The 26,278-nt window shown below is 58.7% G+C and carries 21 protein-coding genes; 4 read left to right on the top strand and 17 right to left on the bottom strand.

Translation table 11 applies throughout. From position 1 onward, the window contains the following. Positions 1–29: 29 nt before the first annotated feature. Complete coding sequence (locus CAF76_RS25290; RefSeq protein ID WP_085648822.1) at positions 30–848, top strand: VanW family protein; 819 nt, start codon at positions 30–32, stop codon at positions 846–848. Between the two features lie 355 nt (positions 849–1,203). On the opposite strand, the gene CAF76_RS25285 is transcribed toward CAF76_RS25290, so the two are convergent. From CAF76_RS25285 to CAF76_RS25240, 10 genes are all read right to left on the bottom strand, one after another. Beyond that, positions 1,204–1,701, bottom strand: a complete 498-nt coding sequence (locus tag CAF76_RS25285; protein ID WP_085648823.1) for a hypothetical protein — start codon at positions 1,699–1,701, stop codon at positions 1,204–1,206. 125 nt (positions 1,702–1,826) lie between these two features. Continuing rightward, a complete protein-coding gene (locus CAF76_RS25280) occupies positions 1,827–2,297 on the bottom strand; it encodes a hypothetical protein (RefSeq protein ID WP_085648824.1) in 471 nt (156 codons plus the stop codon). A gap of 88 nt (positions 2,298–2,385) precedes the next feature. Next, on the bottom strand, positions 2,386–2,823 hold the full coding sequence (locus CAF76_RS25275; RefSeq protein ID WP_256579663.1) for an immunity 22 family protein: 438 nt from the start codon (positions 2,821–2,823) through the stop codon (positions 2,386–2,388). Further along, positions 2,786–7,717: an RHS repeat-associated core domain-containing protein gene (locus CAF76_RS25270; protein WP_256579661.1), complete on the bottom strand. Its 4,932-nt coding sequence runs from the start codon at positions 7,715–7,717 to the stop codon at positions 2,786–2,788. Before CAF76_RS25270 ends, CAF76_RS25275 begins: the two co-directional genes overlap by 38 nt. Beyond that, on the bottom strand, positions 7,714–8,454 hold the full coding sequence (locus CAF76_RS25265; protein ID WP_085648826.1) for a DUF4123 domain-containing protein: 741 nt from the start codon (positions 8,452–8,454) through the stop codon (positions 7,714–7,716). Before CAF76_RS25265 ends, CAF76_RS25270 begins: the two co-directional genes overlap by 4 nt. Beyond that, on the bottom strand, positions 8,444–10,486 hold the full coding sequence (gene tssI / locus CAF76_RS25260; RefSeq protein ID WP_085648827.1) for a type VI secretion system tip protein TssI/VgrG: 2,043 nt from the start codon (positions 10,484–10,486) through the stop codon (positions 8,444–8,446). The genes CAF76_RS25265 and tssI overlap by 11 nt, the downstream gene beginning before the upstream one ends. Positions 10,487–10,612: 126 nt before the next feature. Beyond that, the gene (locus CAF76_RS25255) at positions 10,613–11,128 is read right to left on the bottom strand and encodes an Hcp family type VI secretion system effector (RefSeq protein ID WP_039767797.1); all 516 of its coding nucleotides are present in this window, start codon (positions 11,126–11,128) and stop codon (positions 10,613–10,615) included. A gap of 314 nt (positions 11,129–11,442) precedes the next feature. Continuing rightward, positions 11,443–12,828 carry a VOC family protein gene (locus CAF76_RS25250; protein WP_085648828.1) on the bottom strand — a complete coding sequence of 462 codons (1,386 nt, stop codon included), beginning with the start codon at positions 12,826–12,828 and terminating at the stop codon, positions 11,443–11,445. 111 nt (positions 12,829–12,939) lie between these two features. After that, positions 12,940–13,878: an alpha/beta fold hydrolase gene (locus tag CAF76_RS25245; protein ID WP_039767801.1), complete on the bottom strand. Its 939-nt coding sequence runs from the start codon at positions 13,876–13,878 to the stop codon at positions 12,940–12,942. A gap of 16 nt (positions 13,879–13,894) precedes the next feature. After that, positions 13,895–15,349 (bottom strand): NAD(P)/FAD-dependent oxidoreductase, encoded by a 1,455-nt coding sequence (locus CAF76_RS25240; RefSeq protein ID WP_085648829.1) that lies wholly within the window; start codon positions 15,347–15,349, stop codon positions 13,895–13,897. 190 nt (positions 15,350–15,539) lie between these two features. Here CAF76_RS25240 and CAF76_RS25235 point away from each other — a divergent pair, with 190 nt between their 5' ends. The 3 genes from CAF76_RS25235 to CAF76_RS25225 all read left to right on the top strand — a co-directional run bounded on the left by CAF76_RS25235 (position 15,540) and on the right by CAF76_RS25225 (position 18,798). After that, on the top strand, positions 15,540–16,613 hold the full coding sequence (locus tag CAF76_RS25235; protein ID WP_085648830.1) for a diguanylate cyclase: 1,074 nt from the start codon (positions 15,540–15,542) through the stop codon (positions 16,611–16,613). An 84-nt stretch (positions 16,614–16,697) separates the two neighbouring features. Further along, complete coding sequence (locus CAF76_RS25230; protein WP_064595273.1) at positions 16,698–17,927, top strand: M20/M25/M40 family metallo-hydrolase; 1,230 nt, start codon at positions 16,698–16,700, stop codon at positions 17,925–17,927. Positions 17,928–18,495: 568 nt separating this feature from the next. Continuing rightward, positions 18,496–18,798, top strand: a complete 303-nt coding sequence (locus CAF76_RS25225) for a hypothetical protein (RefSeq protein ID WP_085648831.1) — start codon at positions 18,496–18,498, stop codon at positions 18,796–18,798. A 78-nt stretch (positions 18,799–18,876) separates the two neighbouring features. Here CAF76_RS25225 and CAF76_RS25220 read toward each other — a convergent pair whose 3' ends face one another. The 7 genes from CAF76_RS25220 to CAF76_RS25190 all read right to left on the bottom strand — a co-directional run bounded on the left by CAF76_RS25220 (position 18,877) and on the right by CAF76_RS25190 (position 26,277). Continuing rightward, positions 18,877–19,746 carry an oxaloacetate decarboxylase gene (locus tag CAF76_RS25220; protein WP_007956238.1) on the bottom strand — a complete coding sequence of 290 codons (870 nt, stop codon included), beginning with the start codon at positions 19,744–19,746 and terminating at the stop codon, positions 18,877–18,879. A 160-nt stretch (positions 19,747–19,906) separates the two neighbouring features. Beyond that, positions 19,907–20,941, bottom strand: a complete 1,035-nt coding sequence (astA, locus tag CAF76_RS25215) for an arginine N-succinyltransferase (protein WP_064595277.1) — start codon at positions 20,939–20,941, stop codon at positions 19,907–19,909. A gap of 55 nt (positions 20,942–20,996) precedes the next feature. After that, on the bottom strand, positions 20,997–22,013 hold the full coding sequence (locus CAF76_RS25210; protein ID WP_085648832.1) for an arginine N-succinyltransferase: 1,017 nt from the start codon (positions 22,011–22,013) through the stop codon (positions 20,997–20,999). 118 nt (positions 22,014–22,131) lie between these two features. Continuing rightward, positions 22,132–23,481, bottom strand: coding sequence for an APC family permease (locus CAF76_RS25205; RefSeq protein ID WP_011333496.1), 1,350 nt, complete (start codon positions 23,479–23,481; stop codon positions 22,132–22,134). Positions 23,482–23,568: 87 nt separating this feature from the next. Beyond that, positions 23,569–24,321 (bottom strand): N-formylglutamate amidohydrolase, encoded by a 753-nt coding sequence (locus CAF76_RS25200; RefSeq protein WP_085648833.1) that lies wholly within the window; start codon positions 24,319–24,321, stop codon positions 23,569–23,571. Beyond that, entirely contained in the window at positions 24,305–25,636 is a 1,332-nt protein-coding gene (locus tag CAF76_RS25195; protein WP_085648834.1) for a glutamine synthetase, read from the bottom strand. The genes CAF76_RS25200 and CAF76_RS25195 overlap by 17 nt, the downstream gene beginning before the upstream one ends. Beyond that, the gene (locus tag CAF76_RS25190) at positions 25,633–26,277 is read right to left on the bottom strand and encodes an isochorismatase family cysteine hydrolase (protein WP_064595287.1); all 645 of its coding nucleotides are present in this window, start codon (positions 26,275–26,277) and stop codon (positions 25,633–25,635) included. Before CAF76_RS25190 ends, CAF76_RS25195 begins: the two co-directional genes overlap by 4 nt. Position 26,278: the final 1 nt, after the last annotated feature.

Raw genomic sequence — 26,278 nt, 5'->3', positions numbered from 1 at the left:
AAGACAACGGCCCGCGCCGTTCGCCAAGGATGAAACCACTTTCCCTCTACCACCCGGCCCTTTACTGGCTGCGCGTGTGGCAAAAAAGACTGTTCCGCCACATCGCCTGGCACTGCTCGAGCAAACGCTACGCGCGGCCTGCCACGACGTCCGAGCGCTTGCCTTACCGCTACCTCAAACACACCTCAAAACTGATCCGCAAACTCGGCGACTCCGACCTCGCGCTGCAACACAACAAAGTCATCAACCTCAAACTCGCCGTCGCCGCCATCGATGGCGTCACCATCGCCCCCGGCGAATATTTCTCCTTCTGCCGCCTCGTCGGCCGCCCGACCCGCCAACGCGGCTACGTCGAAGGTATGGAACTCTCATTCGGCGAAGCCCGCACCGGCATCGGCGGCGGCATCTGCCAACTCAGCAACCTCATCCACTGGATGGCCATTCACTCACCGCTGGTCGTCATCGAACGCGCCAACCACAGCTTCGACCCCTTCCCGGACGACGGCCGCGTCCTGCCATTCGGATCCGGCGCGGCGATCTTCTACAACTACATCGACCTGGTACTGCACAACCCGACGGATCGCAGCTTTCAGCTGACGTTGAAGGTCGGGGAGACGCAGCTGGAGGGGGAGTTGTTGTGTGATCGGGAGCGGGCTTATCGGTATCACGTGTTTGAAGTGGGGCATCGGTTTGTGCGGGAGGGGGAGCGGGTGTATCGGGAGAATGAGATTTGGCGGGAGGTGAGGGAGAAGGGGCAGGTGGGGGCGTTGGTGGAGAGGGAGCGGTTGTATGGGAATCGGGTGGTGGTTAAGTATGAGGTTTTGGAGGAGATGATTGAGGGCGGATAGCGGTGATGTTGTTTTGGTCAGTTGGTTTACTCCATATATCCGAAGCGTTTATCGATACTAGCTTTCCAGATTTTTCAATATGTTCTCTAGCGCGATTTTGAACTCTTCCCAGTTTTGGCTTTTTCACAATGAGTCGGATTTTGCCAGTCTTGATTGCGGATTATAGAGATTACAAAGGAACCGTATATGCTGAATTCTGGATACCATCCGATATCGAGTATTTTGCCGCATGGGAAGATCGATTGGACAAAAGGGAAAGATGTATTTTCAATTTTAATCAGCAAAAAATAGATCTGTCCTCTTTGGATTAGAAAAATAAATAAGTTTCCTCTGGTTATAGGCCTCGTTGGTGAACTCAGTTACGAAAGTAGAGCTCGTCGATCTGCCGTCGTCGAATCGATAAATACTCTTCCCAGACTTTCGGAAAGTCTTCGTCGCGGGTGAGGGGGAAGGTCAGGTAAATGTGTTTACCACTAACGCTAATATACTGCCTCGTCCGTTTGAATGCGGGTTGCTCGTGAACTGATACACTCTCATCATAACCATCGTGGCGCTGCTGGATGCTGATCCGGTGCGGAGCAATCATTCCTCGTGAAAAGTCGATGACCCAACTGCTGTCCACTGCAGTGGTGAGGTAACCGTACACGCCACTATCGGATAAGCGAATACACGATCTAGCGTGTACGCCCTCATCATCGTTTACCAGTACGATTTGGTCGTTGAAATAATTGATGCGGCTTTGATTAGGACCTGTTAGCAGAAGACCCCAACCCTCTGCTCCCATATGGAACTCACCTGTATTGTTAAATTCTGCAATCCAGTCATTCGATAGGATGATTTTGTGTCTGCTCATATTGAGTATTTTAGTTACTTTAGTGGGTTCAAAAAAAATGGGGAATTTGTTTCTTCAAAGGAAAATGAATCTGTCTTTTTAGTTGTTTAGTTCTGTGAAGGATGGATTTGTTAACTTTGGTTGTGTTAGAGGTTGGTGATGTTGTCTGGGCCTCCACTGTTGATAAGTATATTGATCCGACGATTGAAGAGTTCAAGCTCTTCAGGAGTGTTGTAGGTCGTAACTGCTTTTTTGAGAAAGGATATTGTTGCCGAGATTGTTTGTTTATCATTGTTGTCAGCGTCTCGGATCAGATCGAATCCATCCTTCGAAAGATGGGGGTGCTTGGTTCTTAAGTAGTAATAGCAGCCGATGTTCTCAAGAAGGTCGTGTGCATCGGCTATCGTAAGTTCTACAGTGCTTAGATACGAGCTAAATGCGTTTTTCAGCACATTTGTGGAGTTATTCAGTGATTTTAAAAATACGCTCGAATCCTGCCAGTTTCTGATATGTAGCTGAGTTCCCCAGTCGGGGTCTCTCGTGAAATACTCTCCTTTGCCCCTAAAATAATCTGGGAACTCGTGTTTGCTTAGCGCAATTTCAAAGTTGCTCGTCATTGTGCGCACTTAGTTTTTCATATGAAAAGGGGGAAGATTTATTTTTGCTAAAGAAAATAAATCTATTCCCTTTGGATTAGGTTTGTCGCTACTCTTTGTATGTGAATGTGCCTCTGAAAGTGATTTCTTTGCCTCGGATTACGCGGGCTGGTGGATTGCCTTGAAAAGTGAAGTCGTATATTGCAATAAGAGTGTCTATTGTTTGATTGGTAGGCTGAATATTCTTTGATTTTATGTCTGAGGATATATCGGAGTCGTAAGAAAAGCCTTTAATTGCGCTCTCGAGAGAGTTGGTGTTTTCGACTTTGTCGGCTTCGATAAAATCATTATCTATAAAGCCAAGTGAAAACGCATTTGTGAACTCGCATCCAAGCGAGTCTCCATCTTCTGAATATGCCGGCAACATTATTTCCTGGAGTGTTGACGGCTCCCAACCAGTTTTTGCAGTCCAGATTGAGACTGTTTTTGTTTCTACCATTTTTTGTGCCTTAATTTTTGAGACCTGAAGGAAGGGAGTCAACGCCACCGTCTAGTCTTCTGCCAGCCCATTCATTGAGTCCTTGGCGGAACTCGCCATAATCTTTCGAATTGTCAATTACTTTAAGTATTTCATTGTGTGCTTTTGTAGACCCTTTGCCTCCATGATGACCAGTAGGGTTTACAAATTTCACGTCACTAATTGCGGTCCGTAGCTCATATATCTGTTCAGCACTCACGCCCCAGCGCTTAAATGTGTCAGCTCTCGAAACCATGTGCCACTCATGCATTCCTCCCGGGTATCTCAGCCGATCTTTAATGGCGTTTTTATAAGCTTCATTGGACCAAACAGTGTCGAACTCATCAGGTGTAAGCTCGTTGAACCATTTGTTGAACGCTCCATCTTTAACACTGGGGACGCTGCCTCCAGGTACCAGTTCATCCAAGGTTTTGACAGGGGCAGTGCAGTTTGGACCGCCTGGACATACTACAGGAGTAGTGTCCAAGCCTAATGGGTCAACCCAGCCCGTAGGGTTAGGTACATACCTGTAGTTGTTCAACCCACCCGCAAGCTTGATCGGATCCGGTGTCAAAAAACGCGCTGTGCTCGGATTGTAGTAGCGGTGCCGGTTGTAATGTAACCCCGTCTCGGCGTCGAAGTACTGACCCTGAAAGCGCAGCGGGTTGTCGATTTCGCTGACATCCAGTGCCGCAAGGTTGCCATAGGCGCGGTATTTTGCCGACCACATGATCTCGCCGCTGTAGTCGGTGAGTTCCTGCGGAGTGCCGAGGTGGTCGAGTTGATAGTAGAACGGCGTGGCCTTTAGTGGACCCTCGCCGTCGAGCATCGCCAAGGGGCGGAAGCTGCCGGGTTCGTAGATGTAGCTGCGATAGCGGTTGTCGGCACTTTCGGCAATCAGACGTTCGCCTTGCCACAGGAATTCGGTGGTATGGCTGTCGACGGTCTTTTCGATGCGGCGGCCGAAGGCATCGTATTTGTACGACGCCGTACTGCCTCCCGGCAGGCTTACGCCGATCAGACGATGTTGGCAGTCATACCGGTATTCAGTGACGAGTTTCTGGTTAGCGCCGCGCCGCTCGCGGATCAGGTTGCCGTAGGCGTCGTAGTCGTAGTGGCGGTCGCCCTGCATCAGCAGGCGGTTGCCTTTGACGTTGGCCAGGTTGGCAACGGGCATGTCGGTCTGACCGAGCAGGTTACCCGCCGGGTCATGGGCGAAGCTTTCGGGTGTTGCGCCACGTACGTTGATCAGTCGATCCAGCGGATCGTAGTGGTAGCTGCGATTGCCTTTACGGCTGTCGTCGATGCCGGCGAGGTTACCGTTGGCGTCGTAGTTGTAGCGACGCTGGAACAGGTTTTTGTCGCGTTGACTGACGCTGTGCGCTTGCAGGCGACCTTGTTCGTCGTATTGATATTGGCTGAGCAGCAGACCTTGCTGACGTTGCTGTTCACGACCGGCACTGAACTGGTGGGAAGTCAGGCGTGTGCCGTTGAGGTCGATACTGCTCAGATGCCCGCCAGGTTGGTGGCGATAATCGAGTGTGCTGCCATCCGGCAGGCGGCAGTGATTGAGCTGTCCGACGCTGTCGTATTCGTAACGCGTGGTGCCCCAGCCCTGATGCTCGGTGATCAGCCGATCCTGCACATCATATTCATAAGCTAGCGGCCAATGACCATCGTCCACGTTGACCAGGCGGCCAAGTGCATCGTAGTTGTAGTGAATTTCCTCGCCGTCGGGCAGGGTCTTCACCAGTAGTCGGCCAGCGGCGTCGCGCTGGTACTCGGTGACAAGTTCGCTGCCGTCGTCGCCGAATTCGGTTTTCTTCAGCAGCTTGCCGTTGAGGTCGTACTCGTAGGCAGTGCGGCGTCCGTCGAAACCGGTTTCCTGCTGGATCAGCCCGTTCGAGTAGTAATCCAGCTGATAGTGTTCGCCGCGTTCGTTTTCGATGTCGGTGAGCAGCAGGCGTGCGTTGTCATAGCGATAACGCAGTTGACTGCCGTCGGGGTTGATACGACGGCTGACCAGGTGCAGGTTATCGGCATACTCGTAACGGGTTACGCGGCCCAGTTCATCGCGTTCAGCCGTGACGCGACCGTACGGGTTGTAGGTAAACGCGCGCGTGGCACCACCGGGCAGGGTGATCTGTGCCAGACGGTTTGCAGCATCCCACTGGTAGTGGGTGATTGCACCGGTTTCAGCCTGACGTGTGATCTGCCGACCGAGCGCGTCGTAGCGATATTTGCGTTGACCGCCGTCGGGCAGGCGCTCCTCCAGCAACTGGCCGAGGTTATTCCAGCCCAGTTGATGACGGCTGCCATCAGGGTGTCTGATTTCCAGCAAACGTCCTTGGCGATCGTAGCTGTAGTGGGTCGAGTTTCCATCTGGATCAATTTGTTCGGTGATATCGCCCTGGTCGTTACGCCAGTAGATCCATTTGGCCGGGCCACGATTAACCACACGGACGTAGCCGTGGTAGTACTCGTAGGAGGTCGGCATGTCTTCCGGCGGGATGATCGCGACCAGTCGACCGGCCTCGTTGTATTGGTATTCAGTGACTGCGCCGAGTGGATCCTTTTCGGCGATTAACCTACCTTGATCGTCGTAAGCCTTGAGGTGTTCCGCGCCATCCGGATCGACCTTGGCGACGAGTCGAGCCTTGTCATCGTGGGTGTAGACCTCTTCGCTGCCATCTGCGTTGGTAACCGTGACGCTACCTTTGTCATCCCACGCGTAGTGCGCGTCCATTTGCGAGAAGCTGGCCCAGTGATGGATGCAGCGCGCTGACTTGCCTTCCTTTTCCCATTCCCAGTAGAAGCTGGCGCCACCGGCGAGTTGCCGCTCGAGAATGACGTTCTGTTCGTTGTAGGCGTAACGCTCCGACTCGCCGGCAGCGTTCGTGGCTTTGATCAGGCGTTGTTGAGCATCGTACGTGTAAGTGACCAGCGTCTGGACGGTGCTCCATGCATCTTCCAGATTGTCTGCCGGAACGAATTGCTGATAGTCGATGGCGACAATGTGTTTGCGGTCGTACCGAACCAGAAGTGCTCGACCGGCCCCGTTATCCACGCGCTTGATTCGACCGTGGATGTCACGGGTGATGTGCAGGCGATTGTCGTAGTTGTCGCTGATGGCGATCAGCGTCGCGCCTTTGCTGTTGAAGCAGAAGTGATAGAACTGCTTGCGTTCACCAGCCTGTGTGAGGATAAGTTCGGAAGGGTCGTTGCCGATGAAGATCGCGGCTTCCGAAAGGCTGTTGGTGATTGCCGGACGCTGCTCGCTCGGCATAGGAAAAGTCGTGACACGGTTTTCGTGGTCGGTCCAGATGACTTCATCGCCATTGATGTCCACCCGTTGGGCGAGGGCATGGCTCCAGCCAAAGCCGAGGCCGCAATCCATTTCCGCCGCACTGGTGCGATAGAGACGCGTCCAGGTGAAGGGCAGTAAACCGCCGAGTTCGCCGTCGGTAATAGTCAACAGTTCTTCACCCGTCACCATCGAAACCGGGCAGCCATTGGTGCAGGTTTTCTTCGCGCAGGTGGCGCTTTTGTCGTCAGGTGTCTTCGATTGATCAGGAGCGTCGTCGATCTTTTCCTTTGGCTCAAGCGAGGTTTGTTTCTGCTTTTTGTCCCGTGGAAACGAGGAGGCGTCCTTGACCTCTTGTTTCGGTGTGTCTGAAGTTTTCGGCAGCGGGCCTTTGGCTGGTTGCTCCGCTACCTGGCTCTTCGGTGCGGCTTTGCCTGGTTGGGGTTTGGGCTTGGGCGCTTCAGTGGCGGCTTCGTCGATCTTCAATGCTGCCGTTTTGGCAGGCTTCATCGGCACATTCTTGGCGCTGGCGATGATTGGTTTCGACACCTCCGCATGAGCGGGCAGGGCGTGTTTGTTGCTGAGTGTCATCAGAGTAGAAGCAAGATCATCCAGGTACTTGATCGCTTCACCCGATTTGACCGTGGACAGGACTTTCGTCCCTGCTCTTACAGCCAGTCCGGCACCACCCGTCAGGCAGATACCCACCAGTACGTTGATCAGAAACTCCGAAGCAATCGCCGTCATAACGTCGACGATGACCTGCGGCGGAAGCATGCCGACCCATGCCACAATCGCCGAGACATAGATGAACATCAGCGGCTCGTCGCTGAGGATCAGCAACCCTGAAGCGATGGACTCTTTCGACGCGGCATAGAGCTTGTCGATTTCGATGTCCGACAGATACTTTTTGAGTTTTGCGTAGTTTTTTCGCGGATTAGCGAGCAGCTCGAACAGGCTTTTGATGTCGTCCCACAGACGAAGCAGAGCTTTCTCAAAACCATCCAGTGCCCGTTTAAGCAAAATGACCGAACGCCCGGCGCGATCTGCCGCCGAGTAGCTGGCCCATTGCGGCTGAAACTTGCTCGACCATTCGCTTTGCAGCCAGCTGTCAAGTTTTCCGATAACGCCTTGATAGGAGTCATAGAGCGCTTTGACGTCGTTCTGCGAGACATTGGGAAAGAACGTGATGCGATAGGTCTGCCCCTTCTTGCAACCTTCAACCACCTTGATACCGCTTGGGCCTATCATGGTTTCGATGACCGGTCCGGTAACGTCGTCGTAGAAGGTGCCCTTGGTCACTGGCTCCAGTTTTACTGGAGTATTGCCAATAGGGACGAATCGCGCTGACTCGAACATGTGGATCAGCGTGAAATCACCCACCAGTGGGCAGGTTGCATAGGTTTCCACTGCGCCGGTTTTGGTCTTGCGTTTAGTGACACTGACTTCGTTGCCGACCTTGAAGGTCTGGTCGACATCCAGCGCCCAGCCCGTCCAGAAACCGTCAGCCCAGTCCTTGTAATCGCTCAGGCAGTTTTTGAAGTCTTTGAGAATCAGGTTCACGTCAGGTGTTTTGGCGTCCAGCACACGCAGGACCAATGTACCAATCGGGGTATTCATGACGTGACTTCCTTTGTCAGCTCAGCAGCAAGACGCTCTGCCATTTCTTCTGTATTTGGGTTTTGGCGTACGAAGCGCTCGACCTTTCTACGCAGGTTGGCTTCGGGAAATTCGAAGTACAGCTCCGGACAATCCTCTGATAGCCACTGCATCAGGTTCTCGACTACGGTGGTGTGATCCTTTTTTGCGAGGAGATCCAAGAGCGTTTGAGGCACTTCCCACCAAGGCCACTCTTTTGCAGGCTGCACTGCTCTTCGGCCCACTTCAACGCTTTTGCCATTGATCAGATATCGCTCGAATACCGGTAAAACTTCTCCGGTGGCGGGACCAAGCGCCTCAATGATCGGGTAGATATGCCGACCATCCCAAAATCGAAAAAATACTTCCGTGGCATCCGGCATACGCACTTGGGTCAGGCTACGTAAATGTTCCATTACCAGGTCTGGATCGCAGGTAGACACGGCGAGCCATCCCCAATCCAATGCGTCAGTTTCAGCAATCCACGACAAGAATTCAGCGTTCGGGGTGATTTCTGCGAGGTACGGCATCACCGGTTTCCAATCGGCGTACGGTGTTCCGCTCCAGATAGGTAGAAGTTGCGGAGCCGTATCATGCTGATAAAAGGGCTTGAGTGGCTCTGCATCGCTCGCGGCGCTGATGACCAGATACAGCCGCTCGTCTTTCTGCAACGGCTGTTGTGCCAGCCAATCCTTGGGTGTCAGTCGATTAGATGGCACAGGCACCTGCCTTGCATTTTTCGCACTCTTCGCAGAACGGCGCATTACGTTTGAGGGTGTTGATTTGTGCCGGGGTCAGGACAGCGCCAGCCTTGTCGGCATCCGCCTGCTTCAACACGCCCGGCAGCAGTGGGGCGGCGCCGGTGCCGCTGCCCGGTCCACCACCGGAGTTGATGTTGATCGCCGGCCCGCTCATGGTCACGCCGCCGCCATCGATCTTGATGAAGCTGCCACCGCCGACCAGCGTCAGTTCGGCCCCGGCTTCCAGCACCACCTTCATCCCGCTGCTGAGGTGAATTTCCTGGCCGGCGTCGATGAATTGCCCGGTGCCGATCTTGATGTGCTGGTTCACGCCCACGGTCAGGTGGTCGTTGGCCCGTGCTTCGACTTTGCGGTCTTCGTAAACCGTGTGGTGTTCTTCGGCCTTGAATTCCGTGTAGCTGTTTTTTTCCACGACGTCGTGGCGTTCGTTGCCGACGCGGATTTTCTGGTCGTGTTCGATGTTCTCGTCCCAGTCGCGCTGGGCGTGGAGGAAGATCTGTTCCTGGCCTTTCTTGTCTTCGATGCGCAGTTCGTTGAAGCCGCCGCCACCCATCGAGCTCAGGGTCTTGAAGGTGGTGCGGGTCTTGTTCGCCGGCAGGGCGTAGGGGACGGTGTTTTCCTTGTGGTACAGGCAGCCGCTGATCAGCGGCTGGTCGGGGTCGCCTTCAAGGAATGTCACCAGCACTTCCATGCCGATGCGCGGGATGGCGATGCCGCCGTACTGGGCGCCGGCCCAGGCGCTGGAGACGCGCAGCCAGCAGCTGGTCTTGTCGTCGGCCTGGCCGTCGCGGTCCCAGTGGAACTGGACTTTGACGCGGCCGTATTCGTCGCAGTGGATTTCTTCGCCTTTTGGGCCGGTAACCACGGCGCTCTGGCTGCCGAGGATGCGCGGTTTCGGGTGGCGTAGGGGCGGGCGGTTCGGCACGTCCCACGGGGTGGCCTGAAAGCGGTTGCGGTAGCCCTGATGGAAATCGTCTTTCAGCGCGGTGGTGTCGCTGGTGACCGACTCTTCCAGCACCTGCGGCTGCTTGCCTTCGTGCAGGACTTCGGTGAGCAGCCACAGGTCATTCCACTTGGCCTTCGGGTGTTCTTTGAGTGCGAGGAAATGGCCGCTGACCAGCAACGGCTGATCGCTCTTGCCTTCGGCGAGCTGGAAGTCGCTGCGATGGCGTTCGAGGGCGCGTTTGGCCAGGTGCTTGCCGCGCTCGCGGTCGACGAAACGGCCCGGGTAATCGTAGTCCTCGAGGTCGGGCAGGGCGTCGCCGCGGTTTTCGCTTTCCAGCGTCAGGCGCGGTTTTTCGAAGTCGTAGTCGCGGCGGGTGGTGCGGCTGGTGCGGGTTTCCAGGCGCAGGTCGAAGCGTTTGATCACCGGGTTGCTGGCGACCATGCCGGAGTCCTGCTGATAGGCCACCGGCGCCAGTTTCTTGAACACCGTCTGGTCATCGCCGAACACCAGTTTGTGGCCCGTGGCGCTGTGCTGGAAGTGGTAGTGAATGCCTTCTTCTTCGCACAGGCGCTGGATGAAATGCAGGTCCGATTCGTCGTACTGCACGCAGTAGATGCGATCGGGGTAGATCGAACCGGTCTGGAACGCGTAGGCGTTGCCCTGGATGCCGTGTTCTTCGAGGACCTTGCCGATGATTTTCGGCACGCTGAGGTTCTGGAAGATTCGCTGGTTGATCCGGTGCGCGAGATACGCCAGTTGCGGGCGCAGGGTCACGGAGTAGCGCGTCAGGCGCTTGCCGGAATCGCCTTGCGCGGCGCGGTAGATCAAGCCGTGAATGCCGCTGCCGTCGGGCGACAGCTGCAGGAAGGCCGGTTTGTGCAGCAGGGTTTCGAGGTCCAGCGACGGCTGCTCACTGACCAGCTCCACCTCGAACACAAAAGGCTGGCTGATGGCTTCCCGACCGGTGAGGGTAAACACCTGGAAATCGGCGGAAAGACCTTCGATGGTCAGGGCAAAGTGGGTTTCATTGGCCGGCGCGAACATCCCTTGTTCCTCGTGCTGTACAGCGGCGTTCGTCGACCGTTAACGATCGACGAACGCGAAATTCTGGAGGGGCGTAAACAACATCGACCAGCAGAGCTGGCCGATGCTTGTAACGATCAGCCGTAATTAAACGACTGGAGCACGCCAGTCATCGGAACCCGAAGTACCGGATACTTCGTGGGTCCAGGTGATTTTGCGGTAGGTGAACTGCACTTCTTCCAGGTGGGTGAAGTGGGCGTTCGATGGATCCTGGCAGTTGTGCATCTTGTTGTTGATGGCGACGATGATCGCGTCTTCCAGTTTGGTGGTGTAGTAGTGCTCTTGGGTACCTTGAGCCGAAGTGCGGTACCACTGGATAACGATTTCGCTCATGCGCTCGCCCGAGGTCAGGGCAGCTTGCAGCAGTGGCGAAGCCTTGTCGTAGACCTTGGTGATGATCACTGGCTTGTGAACGCGCTGACCGGTTGGCTGACCGGATTGCGGGTCACGCGGGATGATCACGTCGTGGCTGAAAGCCTGAACCATAACCTGGTCTTCGTGGCCTTCCTGGTAGGTGTTGCCAACGGAGTCGGCGGTGAAGGCGCCGGCAGTGATCAGGCCTTGTTTTTCGCCGGTAACCGACATGTACGCTGGTGTTGCCATGGGATGCTCTCCTTGCGGATAAAGTTAGGGTGCCCGGGAGGCGAAATCGCCCGGTGGGTGCCTGACTGTTATCAAGGAGCGTGCCAGCTTTTGCCACGTCCCCGGGAGCCGGGGACTTCACCGCTCTGCATCGCGGGTTTGAGCCTTTTTTGATCAGCCAGGTAGCTCAAAGTGCGCAAGAAGTTGCGCAGTACTGCGCAACTTCTTGCGCACTTGGCTGGAGGCCTTGAAACACATGGCCTCCAGCGGAATCGGTGAGCATTTTTACGAAACGAGTGCGCAACTTCTTGCGCAGTATGGCCAATCGCCGCTTTTCACGCGGATCGGGCAATTGCAGTGAGGCATTCCTCAATCGAACGTTGCTGGGTTTCGGCATACAGGCCCAACTCATCAATGGTCGAACGCCCCAGGGCCAACTCGAACGCCTGTCGATTGGAATGCTCGCCATAGTGTGTCTGCGCCGCGTCCCCCAGGTTCGACTGAAAAATCCCTGCCGCACTGACTGGCAGGAAATCTTCGTACACCAGCGGTTCGGCTTTCACATAGCCGTCGCGTAATAACCCTTGCAGCGAAGCATCAGCGGGACGACTCGCCGCCAGCCCTTTGTCTGTCAGGAAATACCGGAAATACGCCAATTCCTGCTCACGCATGCCCTCGAGACTGTCAGGGAATTCGCTGAAGTGCCGGGCCATCAGCGCGTTGTAGCGTGAGGCGTTGGCTTCGTTGGGGAAATCGCCCAGTTCATCGCGTGCCGCGTTCAGCAGCCGGTCGTACAACGCACGGCCCTTGGGGGTCAGCGCCGCGCCACGCTGTTCGATTTCGCCGAAGCGGGCGCTGTGGCTGCCGCGGGTTTGCGTCTGGTCGGTGAAGGTGATCGGCTCGTCCAGCGCCTTGAAACTGGTCTGACGCAACAGGATCGGATGCTGCCGACGCGGCGGGCCTTCGATCACCGCTTTGGGCGTGATGCCGTGCAGCGGCATCTGCGCCTGGACGATGTCGATGTCCAGCGTGCGTGGGGTCAGGTGGTTGATGTGCGGGCCCTTGAACGCGACGACATCGGCGATCAGGCGATGCTGGGCGCTGAGGGTCTGGTATTGCGCGGCAGTGACGGTGGCGCTGTGGTGCCAGCGAAAAGTCTCCAGCGCTTGCAGGACAAATTCCCCGGCCTCGGACTCATTCAGGCCGCCAGCAGATTCAGCCTGTTCGATCAGCCTTAGCGCCGATGGCGTAAAGATCGAACGCTTATCCAGCACCGATTGCGCGAAGGCCCGCAGCTCGGGGTCTTCAATCAATTCCAGTCGCAACAACGAAGTGAACACCCGGAACGGGCTGACCTGCAGCGCATCTTCATGCACCGCCCGGAACGCCGTGGAATGCACCGGCACCCCGGCAGGGGTGAGGTCGTAATAGCCCACCGGTTGCATGCCCATCACTGCGAACAAACGGGCGAGGGTGGCCAGTTCAGTGGCGGTGCCGACGCGGATGGCGCCGTGGCGCTCCATGTCCAGCCGTTCGATTTCGCCGGTGCTGTGCAGTTGACTGGCGACTTGCGGCTCGCGTGCCAGCACGTCGCGGTTGGTCTGTTCCACCAGTTCCATCAACGCGCCGTACAGTGGCACTTCTTCGCGGTACATGTCGGACATCGCTTTGGAGAAGCGCTGGCGGATCAGGTCGGGGCTGACGAAAGGCTGCACGGTCATGAAAAAAATTCCTGGCACGGTCACGTAAAGGATGTCGGAAAAGATCGCAGCCTTCGCCAACGCGGGCAAACGAAGAATCCTACGAACTTCATTCTGCCAACGACTGACCATTTACCTGTCCTGGCGCGAGTTTTCCCCCAGAAACTCCCGATACAGACGTGCCGTGTTCGACGGCTGTTCGACCATCGGCATATGGCCGACGCCGTCCCAGACATCGACCCGCAGATTGCTGATGCCTTTGCTCCACACCGGTACGCTGCTGACGTCGATCAACCGGTCCTTGCGGCCCCAGAGCAGCAGCGCCGGGCATTTGATGTCCGGCAGTTTCGGTTCCATCGGCGGGCTGGCGCGAAAATCCCGGAAGATCTCTTCCAGTTCGTCGCGGCATTGTTCGTAGCGCTGGGCGATCGCGTCGAGCACCAGACCGGGCACCCACGGTGGCGAGGCCATGGTCATGGCATAGAAACGTCGGAATTCTTCCCGGGAATTGATCAGAAACGGATTGTGCCCACGGGCCAGGTGGCGCTCCATGTCGCTGGGCTCGGGCGCTGTGACACCCGCCGGGTCGATCAGCGCCACCGAAGCAATGCGATCCGGGTAGGTCGCTGCCAGCCACGCGGCGATGTAGCCGCCCATGGAGTTGCCGATCACGTGGACTTTCTCGACCCCGCAGACATCGAGCAACTGGATCATACGCTTGGCCTGCACCGGAATGTCGTAGCCACCGCCGGCCTTGAAGCCGGTTTCGCCGTGGCCGGCCAGGTCCGGGATGATTACCCGGTACTGCCCGACAAAGTGCCGGGCGAAGCGCAGCCACAGGTTTTTTTCAGCGCTGTAGCCGTGCAGCATCAAAATGCTGCTCGACGCTTCATAAGGCCCGCCTTGCCAGGTCGACACGGTCATTTCGGCAATCGGCACTTCAATCTTGTGCAACCGGTACAGCCTGGCCTCCAGGGCCGCGCTCAGATCGTAGAGCCAGTGGCCGACCGCCGGGTAACTCAACCAGCTCCAGGCCACGAAAACCGCGAGGGCGACAAACAGCAAAAGCATCGTGGGTCTTCCTTGTTCAAGACAGAATGTGGTCGGCCGGTTTCAGCGCCCGGGTCAACCGGTGGTAGCTGAAACTGAAGCCGGGGAACATCGCGATCACATGACCGCTTTTGCTTTGATACCAACTGTGGCAGCCGCCGGTTTTCCAGACCGTGCGCTCCATCTCCCGGTGAATCATCTGAGTGTAGGTACGTTCTGCTTCGGGGCGAACCTCGATGCTGCGCAGACCATTGGCCTGCAAGGTGCGGATGCAGTCGAGGATGTAGTTCATCTGCGATTCGATGATGAACAGCGCCGAGGTGTGGCCGATGCCGGTGTTCGGCCCGGTGACGATAAACAGGTTGGGAAAGTCCGGCAGGCTGGTGCCGAGGTAGGCGCGCGGGTACTGCGCCCAGACATCGCGCAGTTGCACGGCGTTTTTTCCGCTGACCGGGTAGGAAATCACGCCGTCGGTGGCGTCGTAACCGGTCGACCAGACGATCAGATCGACGTCGATGTGCTGGCCATCGGTGGTGACGATGCCGGTTTCATCGAGGCCGGCGATGCCTTGCTCGCGGCTGTGCAACGTGACGTTGGGCCGGGTCAGCGCCGGGTAATAGGTGCTCGAAAGCAATACTCGTTTGCAGCCGATGGTGAAGTCCGGTGTCAGTTTTTTCCGCAACTCGGGGTCAGTCACCTGGCGTTTGAGAAACTTCAGGGCCTGGCTCTGCACCATGTGAATCGCCGGTTTCGAATATTTGAAGGCGATAACCCGGGTTTCGAACTGCCAGTAGATCATCCAGCGCAGCAGCTTGTAGGCCGGTTTCAGACCCAGCAGCCAGCGCTGGAATCGCCCGAACGTACGATCGGCACGGGGCAGCACCCAATGCGCTGTGCGCTGAAACACATGCAATTGGGCGACCTTCGGTGCAATGGCCGGAATCACCTGAGCCGCACTGGCACCGCTGCCGACAATCGCCACGCGTTTACCGTGATAGTCGTAGCTGTGATCCCAATTGTTTGTATGAAAGGTCTTGCCCTGAAAGCGATCCTGGCCGGGAAAGTGTGGGATAACCGGCTGGCTCAGCGGCCCGGTGGCATTGATCAGGAACTGCGCATAAAAAGTGCCTTTGGTGCCGGTGTGTACGGCCCAGCGTTTTTCTGCGTCGTCCCATTCGACGCGCTCGACGTTGGCCTGCAGTTCCACTCGGTCGCGCAGGCCAAACCGCTCGACCACATGGTCGGTGTAGCGGTGCAGTTCCGCCTGTTCGGCGAACATCTGCGTCCAGCGGTAAGGCGCAAACGACAGGGAATACAGCGGCGACGGCACATCCACCGCCGCGCCGGGGTAGGTGTTCTGGCACCAGGTGCCGCCGAAGAAGTCGCGGCGCTCCAGCAAGCGAAAGTCGTCGATACCGGCCTTGAGCAGGTTGACCGCCGCGCACTGGCCGCCAAAACCGCTGCCGATGATCAACACTTGATAGGTCTGCATGGGCCTCCTTCTTAGAGTCTTTTTTCCATTTTCTTCCTTTCATGTATAGCCAATCATTTGCTCGCCGTGTGGTGCTGATGACGGGGTATTCGGCCCGCTGGCCGGTGATGGCTATTTGACGTTGCCCTGATAGACTCCCAATACATCGGGTCTGCGGTCTGCGCAGTGCCGTCGAGTGGTCGAGGCCCCTATGGGAAGAACGGGAGGAAAGGGACTTTCACTGGCCAGGAGGCTCTATACATCGCGAATCCTCGGGCTGGTTCTGGGGCTTTTGTGCGTGAGCGTCGCGATGTATCCACTCGATCCGCCGGCCTGGGTCTGGGCGGTGATGCTGTTCAACGGCCTGGTCTGGCCGCACCTCGCGTATCAATGGGCGCGCCGGGCGAAGGTTCCGTACCACGCCGAACACCGTAATTTGTTGATCGACGCCTTTCTCGGTGGCTTCTGGGTCGCCGCCATGCACTTCAATCCCTTGCCCAGTGCCACGACCATTTCGATGATGGCGATGAACAACGTCGCCATCGGCGGCCTGCGTTTTCTGCTGGCCGGCGCGGCGGCGCAGTTGCTTGGCGTCGGCGTCGGGCTGGTGGTATTTGCCCCCGCGTTCGTCCCGATGACCACGTCGGCACAGCTCTTTGCCTGTCTTCCTTTGTTGATGCTGTATCCGCTGGCGCTGGGCTGGATCTGCTTTCGCCAGGCCTACACCCTCGGCTTGCATAAACGCGAATTGCTGGCCCTGAGCCGCACCGACAGCCTCACCGGTCTGCTCAATCACGGCGCCTGGAAGGATCAACTGGAAGTCGAGTTTCAACGCTGCAAACGCCAGCAGAGCGGTGCGGCGATTGCGCTGATCGACATCGACCATTTCAAGGCGATCAACGACACCTACGGCCATGTGGCCGGCGATATCGTCCTGCGCCAGCTGAGCAAGATGCTCAAGCAGAACCTGCGCATGGCCGATGTGGCGGGGCGCTACGGCGGTGACGAATTTTGCGTGATCCTGCCGGACTTGCCGCTGTTCAATGCGGTGCAGGCGATGGAAGCCTTGCGTGAGCGTTTTTCCTTTCTGGTGTACGAACAGAACCCGGCGCTGAAAGTCAGCCTGAGCATCGGTCTGGCGGCACTCGATCCGGCCCAAGGCGACGCGACACGCTGGCTCGATGACGCCGACCAGGCGCTGTACGAAGCCAAGGCCGGCGGGCGTAACCGGGTGATTTGCTGCAGCGACGACAAGCCGCGGCGCGAGGTATTCGATTCGGTTTGAACGGGTCGGGTGTCGCATCCGGGATGGAGCCTTGGGGCGATGTCAGGTACGGTTCAGTACCCGACACGAAACAAGGATTGATTCATGACGTTCAAATTCCGTCGTTCTCTGCTGGCTGGCCTGTCCCTCACTTTTGCAGCCTCCGGTGTCTTTGCCGAACCGCACAAACAAGTGCTGGCCGATGCCGAGCAATACAAGCCCGAAGCCCTGAAGTTGCTCGAGCGCCTGGTCAATATCGACTCCGGTTCAGGGTATGAGCCGGGGCTCAAGCAAGTCAGCGACATCGCCATCGACGAGCTGAAAAAGCTCGGCGCCACCATCGAGCTGGTGCCCAATACGCCGGAAAAAACCAACCACGTGCTCGCCACGCTCAAAGGCACCGGCAAGGCGAAAATCCTGCTGATGGCGCATATGGACACGGTGTTCAAGGAAGGCTCCGCCGCCGAGCGACCATTCCACATCAAGGACGGCCGCGCCTACGGGCCGGGCGTGATGGACGACAAGGGCGGGATCGTCGCCGGCATCTACGCGCTGAAAATTCTGAAGAACCTCGACTTCAAGGACTACGCGCAAATTACCTTCCTGCTCGATGCCAGCGAAGAAACCGGCTCGGACGTCGCCACCGACCTGATCAAGAAAACCGCCAAACTCCACGACGTCACCCTCAACCTTGAACCGGGCCGTCCGGCCGATGGTCTGGTGGTGTGGCGCAAGGGCAGCGCCACGGCGCTGGTCGAGGTCAAGGGCAAGGCGGCTCACGCCGGCGTCGCGCCGGAACTGGGGCGCAACGCGGCGATGGAGGCGGCGCACCAGATCCTGCAACTCGGCAAACTCGGCGACGAAGCCAGGAAAACCACCATCAACTTCACCGTGCTCAAGGCCGGTGATCGCACCAACGTGATCCCGGATCAGGCCACGGCCAAGGCTGACGTGCGGGCGGCGGTGCCGGAAGAGTTCGACCGGATCGAGAAGGATCTGGCGCGGGTGTCGCAGGACAAGTTGATCCCCGATACCGAAGTGAAGACCTCGCTGCAACGCGGCTTGCCACCGATGCCGCAGACGGCGGAGTCGGATCGGTTGATGGCGATGGCGCAAGGGATTTACGGCGAAATCGGCCGCAAGTTGACCGAAGAAGGCAGCGGCGGGGCGGCGGATGCGAGCCTGTCGGCCGGGGTAGGGACGCCGACGCTGGACGGGTTCGGGATTGTCGGCGGCAACATTCATACGCCGGAGGAATACGCGGAGGTGGAGAGCGTGGCGCCGCGGATTTATCTGTTGTCGCGGATGATTATGGAATTGGCTAAGGGGCGGTGAGCCGGTCGGTGGAGTAGCGGAGTTGGCGGGGTGTCAGGCAGATTTCTCCCTCACCCCAGCCCTCCCGAAACGTCGGACCGCCCGGAGGGAGAGGGAGCTGACCGAGGTGTCTTGCGCTATACATCGACCTGAAACACCGAGTCGATTATGGATTCAGCGCAAATCTTTCACGTCGGTGTATCTCACCAATATCCCCCAATCGGTCCCCTCTACCTCTGGGAGAGGGCTAGGGTGAGGGCCAGATATCACGCCGAACACTGCCATCAAAACTAGCCCACATATTTCCAAGACCTTTCCTACAACGTACCCTGTTGCCGCGTTTCAGTATCGACCCCTATAGTTCGGGCTCGCGGAAAACTCCGCGAACGACCTTGGCCGGTCGATACAGGAACGTACAGTTGTCCAACATATTCAGCGATGTTCGCCTGAGTTGTTGTGTTTTGGCGGCTGTGCGTGGGACACCTTCGGGTGTGCCGGTTCCTGTATCCGGTCGGCCAACCCGCGTACGGCTGCCACCCTCTTCGTTTGGCCGCGAATGGTGATAGCCCTAATTACAGGAGTTACACCAATGTCGGATCAAATAATCCCCCGTTACCTCCCCATCGACACCTACGACGCCGAATCCCCGGTGCTCTTCATCAATACCCAAAAAGAACTGAGCGACATGGCCGCGTGTGCGATGCACCGTTTTGTGGTCGTGCGCGATCTGGCGGACACCTTTTCCAGTCTCGACCTCAAGGGCATTTCCGATTGTGATCTGACGCGCATTACCAGCGCAGTGCATCTGTTGATGCGAGAGGGATGCGCCATTCTGAACGTGATTCAGACGCGGGCATTACAGCGGGAGGAAGGCTTCAAGACCGCGGTCTAGCGGTTTCGCGGCGGGCGCCATGCGAGTGGACTCGTGATGGCGTCGGGCCGCTCTGCCTCTTTGTAGCGTGGTGCGAGGTTACTCTTTGACGCTCATGTATTCCTTGGCCCAGAGGATGTATTCCTCAGGCTGGGTGTAGGTGTGGGTCAGTTCGGTGGCGCTCAGGTCGGAAGCCTGGGTGAAGATCTGGCGTTGTTCGCGCAGGCTGTCGTAGGTCGCCTTGATCGCTGCGAAGTAGGCACCGTGGCCGTCGATGGTCACGCGCACACCCAGTTCGGCCAGGCGTTTGTCGTCGCGCAGCGCCGGGTTGCCGTAGGTCACCAGCATCAGCGGGACGGTCAGGTGTTCGGCGATCTGCTCGAGCTGATCGAAGTCCTGAATACCCACCATGCAGATACCGTCGGCACCGGCGGCCTGGTACTGCTTGGTGCGGCTGATGATTTCCTGGTTCGGCAGGATGCCGGCGTTGGTCCGGGCGATGATCGCCATTTCCGAATCGACCCGGGCTTCCAGTGCCGCGCGGATCTTGCCGACGCCTTCGGCGACGGTGATCAGGTCGGTGGATTTGCGGCCGAATTGTGCTGGCAGCAGGGTGTCTTCGATGGTCAGCGCGGCGACGCCGGCGCGTTCCAGTTCAACGATGGTGCGCATCACGTTGAGGGCGTTGCCGTAGCCGTGGTCGGCGTCGGCGATCACCGGCAATTGGGCGACGCGGCCGATGCGCGTGGCCTGCTCAGCGAATTCGCTGAGGGTGATCAGGGCAAAGTCCGGAGCGCCCAGCACCTGCAACGAGGCGACCGAGCCGCCGAGAATCCCTACTTCAAAACCCAGGTCAGCGGCGATACGGGCAGACATCGGATCGAACACCGAGGCGGTGTGATAGCAGGTGTCGGAAGCCAGCAGCTGACGGAAGTTACGGCGCAAATCTTGATGAGAAAGCCTGGTCATACGAGTTCCACCAATACAAAGGAATGGAAAGGCTTGAGCAAAGGTGTCAACGCCGAAGGTGAAAAGGCTATCACGCCAATGGGTCAAGGATCATGACGAATTAACGAGGAAGTTAACCAGGAAAAACCTGTTCAGGCGCTTTCTCTCCAGGAATCTGCGCTCAGGCCGCCACCGCCTGCTGCTGTCGATTGGGCAACGGCACTGCCCGCACCGAGTTGCCCGGTTGCAATTGCAGGCGTTTGGCGGTCAGGCGGTCGATCACCAGACTGCTGCCGACCCGGCGTCCCGCCGCCACGGTGATGCGGCAGTTTTCCAGGCGCCGGTTGTGGATCAGCCACAGGGGCGCCTGATCGTCCGGCGTGCCGATGCTCAGGGTCAGTTCCAGGCTGTCGCGCACCGTGCGGATGCTGCGGATCGGCGCCTCGATGACCGGGCCGCCGTCAAATATGTCGATATAGCCTTTATGGGCAAAACCCTCGGCCTGGAGGATTTTCAGCGCCGGCTCGGTGTTGGGGTGGGCCTGGCCGATCACGGCCTGGGCCTGTTCGGTGAGCAGGCAGGTGTACAGCGGCTGGCGCGGCATCAGTTCGGCGATGAAGGCTTTATTGCCGAGCCCGGACAGGTGGTCGGCGTGGCTGAAGTCCATCTGGAAGAAGTGCCGGCCCAGACTGTCCCAGAACGGCGAACAGCCTTGCTCGTCGGCACTGCCGCGCAGTTCGGCGATCATTTTTTCGCCGAACAGGTGCGGGAATTCGGCAACAAACAGCAAACGCCCCAGCGATAGCAGACGTCCATTGCTGCCGTGGCGCTGGTCGTGGCGCAGGAACAGCGAGCACAGTTCCGATTGGCCGGTCAGTTCATTGTTGAGGAACAGCGTCGGAATCTGCCGCTGAATACCCAGGTCCGGCGCCGAGCTGACGGTCAGCCCGACCCGATAGTTGTACCACGGCTCACGCAGGCCGACGGCCCCGGCCAGGGCACTGACGCCGACCACGCGCTGTTCGTCGTCTTCAAGCACGAACAGGTAATCGGCATCGGCCCGCTCGACCTGTTCGGCGAAGGCGCGCTGTGCCCAGCGTACCCGGTGGGCCAGGCGATCTTCGTTGGCGGGCAGGGTGGTGAACCCCGGCCCGGCCTGTTGCACCAGCGTCATCAACGCTGGCAGGTCGCTGACTTGAACCGGACGGACAATCATGCTGCAACTCCTTTTGCGCGCCTGCTCGGGCACTGTCGTTGGGTAGGGGCGCGATTCACAGGGCGATTACCCGGATCGTGTGGCCAGCGCTGACATTCAACGCCGCACTGATCGCCGGCGTAAGCGCCAAGGGCTGACCGGGCTGGAAATCCAGCTCGGCAACCACTGCCCGAAAGCCATGCAGAGCATCGTTGCTCACCAGATAGCGTCCGCGAGCATCGATCAGGGGTTCTTCCTCAACCGTAACTGTCTGGCTCTGCGCGATCGAACGGATGTTGGCGGTGCGTGCATATAAGGTCGGGCCGGCATCGAACAGGTCGATGTAGCTGTTGGTTTCAAAACCTTCGCGCTCGAGGATGTCGAAGGCTTCCTGGCCGTCCGGGTGAATGCGGCCGATGCAGTCCTGCGCCGCTTGCGGCAGCATTGGCACGTAGATCGGGTATTGCGGCATCAGCTCGGCGAGAAACGTACGGCTCTGCAAGCCGCACAGGCGTTCGGCCTCGACGTAGGGCAGGTCGAAGAAATGTTTGCCCAGCGCATCCCAGAACGGTGAATGCCCTTGCTCGTCGCTGTAACCGACGATTTCGGTGATCACCGCTTCGGCAAAACGTGGCGCGTGGGCGGCGATGAACAGCAGGCGTGCCCGCGACAGCAATTCGGAAAACGGCGTGCGCACCAGCGCCGCGTCGATGTGAAAACCGCGCAGTAGCGTATGCCCGCTCAGGTCGTGACACAGCGACAGCGCCGGCACGCCGTGCTCGATGTTCAGCTCCCGCGAGGCGCTGGTGAAGTGGCGGTTGCGCAGGCTGTAAAACGGCTCGTTGAAACCTGCGGTGGCGAGAATTTCCGAACAGCCGACCAGTCGATGGCTGTCGATGTCTTCCAGCACGAAGAAGTAGTTCTCCGGGCCTTGAGCCGCCGCATCGCTGTCGAACGAGGCGCAGGACGCGGCGATTTTTTCGCCCAGGCGTTCGCTGTCGTCCGGCAGGGATGTGACGCCCACCAGGCTGTCGCGCGCCAATTGTTGCAATTGAGGCAGGTCGTTTGGCTCGACTGGACGTAAGACCAGCATGGATGCACTCCTGTATCAAAAGGTTCGGCCCATTCGCCGAACCTGACTATCACTGTCGGTTTCCACGCGTTAAAGCGGCGGTCGCCTGATTTGTTGTCAGACGCCGCTCTTTTTCTTGTCAGCCATTGCTCGGGTCAGGCAGCGCGGTACTGGCGCCGAGCTTGTTCAGGAAGAACAGGTACACCAGACCCAGTGCGATCCAGATCAGGCCGAGTTTCTGGGCATCGACGCCCATGTTGTACATGATGGCCGCGACGATGATGAAGCCGATCACCGGGCAGATCAGGTGACGGATCACCTGGCCGGATTTCTGTCGGCGCCAGTAGTAGTTGATCACCGTCAGGTGCAGCAGCATGAAGCCGCTCAGTGCGCCGAAGTTGACCAGCGAAGTCAGGGTGTCCACCGAATTGATGAACAGGTAGCAGATCACCAGCGACAGCACGGCCACCAGATAAATGCTCAGGTACGGCGTGTTGTGTTTCGGATGCACCTTGGCCAGCACTTTCGGCAACTTGCCGTCGCGGGCCATGCCGAACAGCAGGCGCGAGACCGCCGCTTGCGAAGTGATTGCCACCGCCACGCCCCAGGCCAGGGCCGTGGCCACGCCGGTCAAGGTCGCGAGCCAGCTGCCAGCGGCGATTTCGGCGATTTCATAGAACGCGGTGTCGGCGGACTTGAAGCCCATGCCCGCTGCCAGATCGGTCGCGATCCAGGTTTGCGCAACGAAAATCACACCCATCACCACCAGGGTGATCAGCGCCGCTTTGCCGACGCTGCGGCCCGGATCGCCCTTGATCTCTTCGGCAAGGGTGGAAATCGCATCGAAACCGAGGAACGACAGCACCGCAATCGACACCGCTTGCATCAGCAGGGCGAAGTTGAAGGTTTCCGGGTGATACAGCGGCGCCAGGGTCAATTGACCGTTGCCGCCACCGTTGTGCAGGGCGTTCCAGGCGTAGAACAGGAAAATTCCCAGGACAACAAGCTGCGCCAGCAGGAACACAATGTTCATGCGAGCGGTAAAGGTGATGCCACGCAGGTTGACGAAGGTCGCGCTGACCAGAAAGGCCAGAATGAAACCGACTTTCGGGATGTCCGGGTAGAGGTGGTTGAGCGCCATCGCCGCGTAGACGTAAAGCAGCGGCGGAATCAGCAGGTAATCGAGCAGCATCAGCCAGCCGGCGATGAAGCCGACGTGTTGATTCAGGCCCCGTTGCGCGTAGGAATACACCGATCCGGCAATCGGAAAGGCTCGGGCCATGCTGCCGTAGCTGAGCGCGGTGAAGACCATCGCCACCATGCCGATGATGTATGCCAGAGGCACCATCCCCGGTGCCTCGGCGTTGACGTAGCCATACACGCCGAACGGGGCGATGGGGATCATGAAGATCATCCCGTACACCACCAGATCGGTCAGTGTCAGGCTACGTTTCAACTCCTGTTTGTAGCCGAACTCTTCTATTTCCATGAAGCGCAACTCCTTGTCAGCCAATCGGTCGTTTTAGTTGTTATATCGGTCCGTCGTTTACAGCATCAGCAGTGGTTACAACATTTTTTACAGCAGTGGTGCCAGATAATTCGCCCAGCGAGCAACCGCTTCCGGGCTGCGCAGAAGGTCGTTGCGCACTTCGATCAACACCGAATCGAGGCCCCGGGCATCGCCATGCACCGGCACGGTCATGTCGCCCAGCGGGTCGATCCTGTACGGCTGGTTGCCGGCGACTTTCAGCGGATGTCGCTCCAGACCGTCGAGCATCCGTTGGGCATAGGCCCGGGCCTGACCGAACAGCACGCCGACTTCCAGCTCCCGCGGCTGGCCGTAATACACCGGGGTGAAACTGTGAATCCCTACCACCCGCACCGGTCGACCTTCGGTCAGACGTGCATCGATCAGTTGTTGCAGGCGCGTGTGAAACGGCTTGAACAGGCACTGGCGACGGTATTCGCGGGTGGCCTCGTCGAGCTCGCGGTTGCCCGGCACCTGGTAGATCTCGCTCTGCGCCGGGATGCTGTCGGGCGCATGCCGGGGGCGATTGAGGTCGATCAGCAGGCGCGAATAGTTGGCGCTCAATAGCGTGGCCCCCAATTGCTCCGACAGTTGCTCGGCCAGCGCCAGGGCGCCGATGTCCCAGGCAATGTGTTCGCGCGCCGCCGTATCAGCCAGGCCCAGATTGTTCAGGGCCTCGGGGATGTAGCGGCTGGCGTGTTCGCACACCAGAATCAGCGGGTGCGTCGAATCTTCACGGCTCAGGTTGTAGACCGGTCGGGTGTACAACCCAAGCTCAACGGATTCAGTACAGGCGTGCATAGTGCTCACAAAGATCAGCGGGCGAGAGCTGTTCCGTCAGCGCCAGTTCCTCGGTTTTAAGGGCGAAAAAAGTATCGAGCAACGCGCTTGGCAGCGCTTCGACCAGCGCTTCACTGCGACGCAGGCAATCCAGTGCCTGGGCCAGGGAGGCGGGCAGGGCAACGATGCCCCGGGCCTTGCGTTGTTCGTCGTTGAGTGAATCGGGGATTTCATCGGTGATCGCGTTCAGCGCCAGACGCTGCTCGATGCCCAGGCGTCCGGCGATCAGCAGCGCAGCCATTGCCAGATGCGGTGAGGCGGTGGCGTCCATGGCGCGGAATTCCAGGTTGTATTGCTTCGCCACGGGCTTGTTGCCCACGCTCACGGTCGGGCAGATGCGCAGCGCCGCTTCGCGATTCTGCTGGCCGAGGCAGGCGTAGGACGCGCTCCAGTGATGCGGTTGCAAACGCTCATACGACACCGGCGTCGGTGCAGTGAACGCACACAGCGCCGGCAAGTAATGCAGCACGCCCGCCGCCCAGTGCTGGCCGAGGGTCGACAGGCCATTGCTGGTGCCGGCGTCGTAGAGCATCGGCTGACCCGCCAGATCGAGCAGGCTGATGTGCAGGTGCACGCCGTTGCACACCGCGTCGGCAGCGGTTTTTGGCGCAAAGCTCAGATCCAGACCCATCTGCCGGGCGATTTCGCGGGTGATCTCGCGCACGTTCACCGCGCGATCGGCTGCCGCCACGCCGAGGGTCGGGCGGCAGGTGATTTCGTATTGGTGCTTGCCGTATTCGGGCAGGAACATTTCCGGCTCGACGCCACCGGCGCGCAAAGCGCTGAGCAGCCAGCCGCCGAATTCGGCGCCCTGGCGCTGGGCTTCGAGCGAGAACGCCAGATGTTCGGCAAACCCGGCGTGCAGGTTGAATTCGTGTTCGAACGCGGCGTTGATCTGCAGGCCAAGCTCATCGCGGTAGCGCTCGACCTCGTTGCGCAACAGCGTGCGCGGGCAGGCCGCCCATGGCCGGCCATCGGTCTCGCGGATGTCGCCATGAATGAAATCCAGCGCCGGCGCTGCGGCGTCCGGGCCGTTGCCGACGGTGACGCGGCTGGCCAGATCGGGAATCAGCCGCAGATCGCCATAAGCGCCCCACGGGCTGGTCGAAGCGATGATGTCCTGCGGCGTCAGCGCGCTGTTGGCCGGCACCCAGCCACAACCGGCGGCCTGATAGTGCTCCAGCTCATCGGTGGGAAACGAGCGGCCACGGGTGACGCCGATCAGGTCGGTGGTGACGATGGTGGTCATCGGCAACGGCGACAGGCGTTCGCTCATGGCTGCATCTCCTGCAACCGGCCGAGCACAGTGTCGGTGTCGGTGATCCAGCAGTAGCCCTTGATCGCGTTCAGGCAGGCGTCGTGGCGTGCTTCGGTCCAGGTCGCGCAGGCGTCTGCCACCAGTGTGACGAGGTAGCCACGGTCGGCGGCATCGCGCACGGCCATGTCGACGCATTGGTCGGTGACGATGCCGGCGATGATCAGGTGACGGGTTTCCAGATTGCGCAGCACGTAGTCGATGTTGGTCGAGTTAAAGACCCCGGACGAAGTCTTCGGCAGCACGATTTCGTTTTCTGCCGGGGTCAGTTCAGCGATGACCTGTGCCTGCGGGCTGCCCTTGGGCAGGTGCATGTCCGACAGCTTGTGATCCAGCGAGCGGTCGCGGCCGTCGGCGGTCAGGCTTTCGATCAGGGTGTGCAGCACGTTCTGTCGAGCGTCGCGGAAGGCCTTGAGCAGGCGGACTTGATTGGGCACCACTTGCGAGCGCGTGCGGTTGAGGAAGTACGCGGCGTCCGGGCCTTCGAGGTGCGGGTCGAACTGCGGCTCGAGCCAGGCACGCTGCATGTCGACCAGCAACAGGGCGGTGTGGTCGGTGACAAACGGCAGGTCCCGTGGCGAGCGATGGGGAAGGCTGAACATC

Origin of the sequence: Pseudomonas sp. B40(2017), from assembly GCF_002112855.1 — a bacterium.
In the GTDB taxonomy this organism is placed as follows: domain Bacteria; phylum Pseudomonadota; class Gammaproteobacteria; order Pseudomonadales; family Pseudomonadaceae; genus Aquipseudomonas; species Aquipseudomonas pharyngis.
Note: the sequence above shows the minus strand (reverse complement) of the source record. Positions and strands in the feature narration are given on the sequence as shown.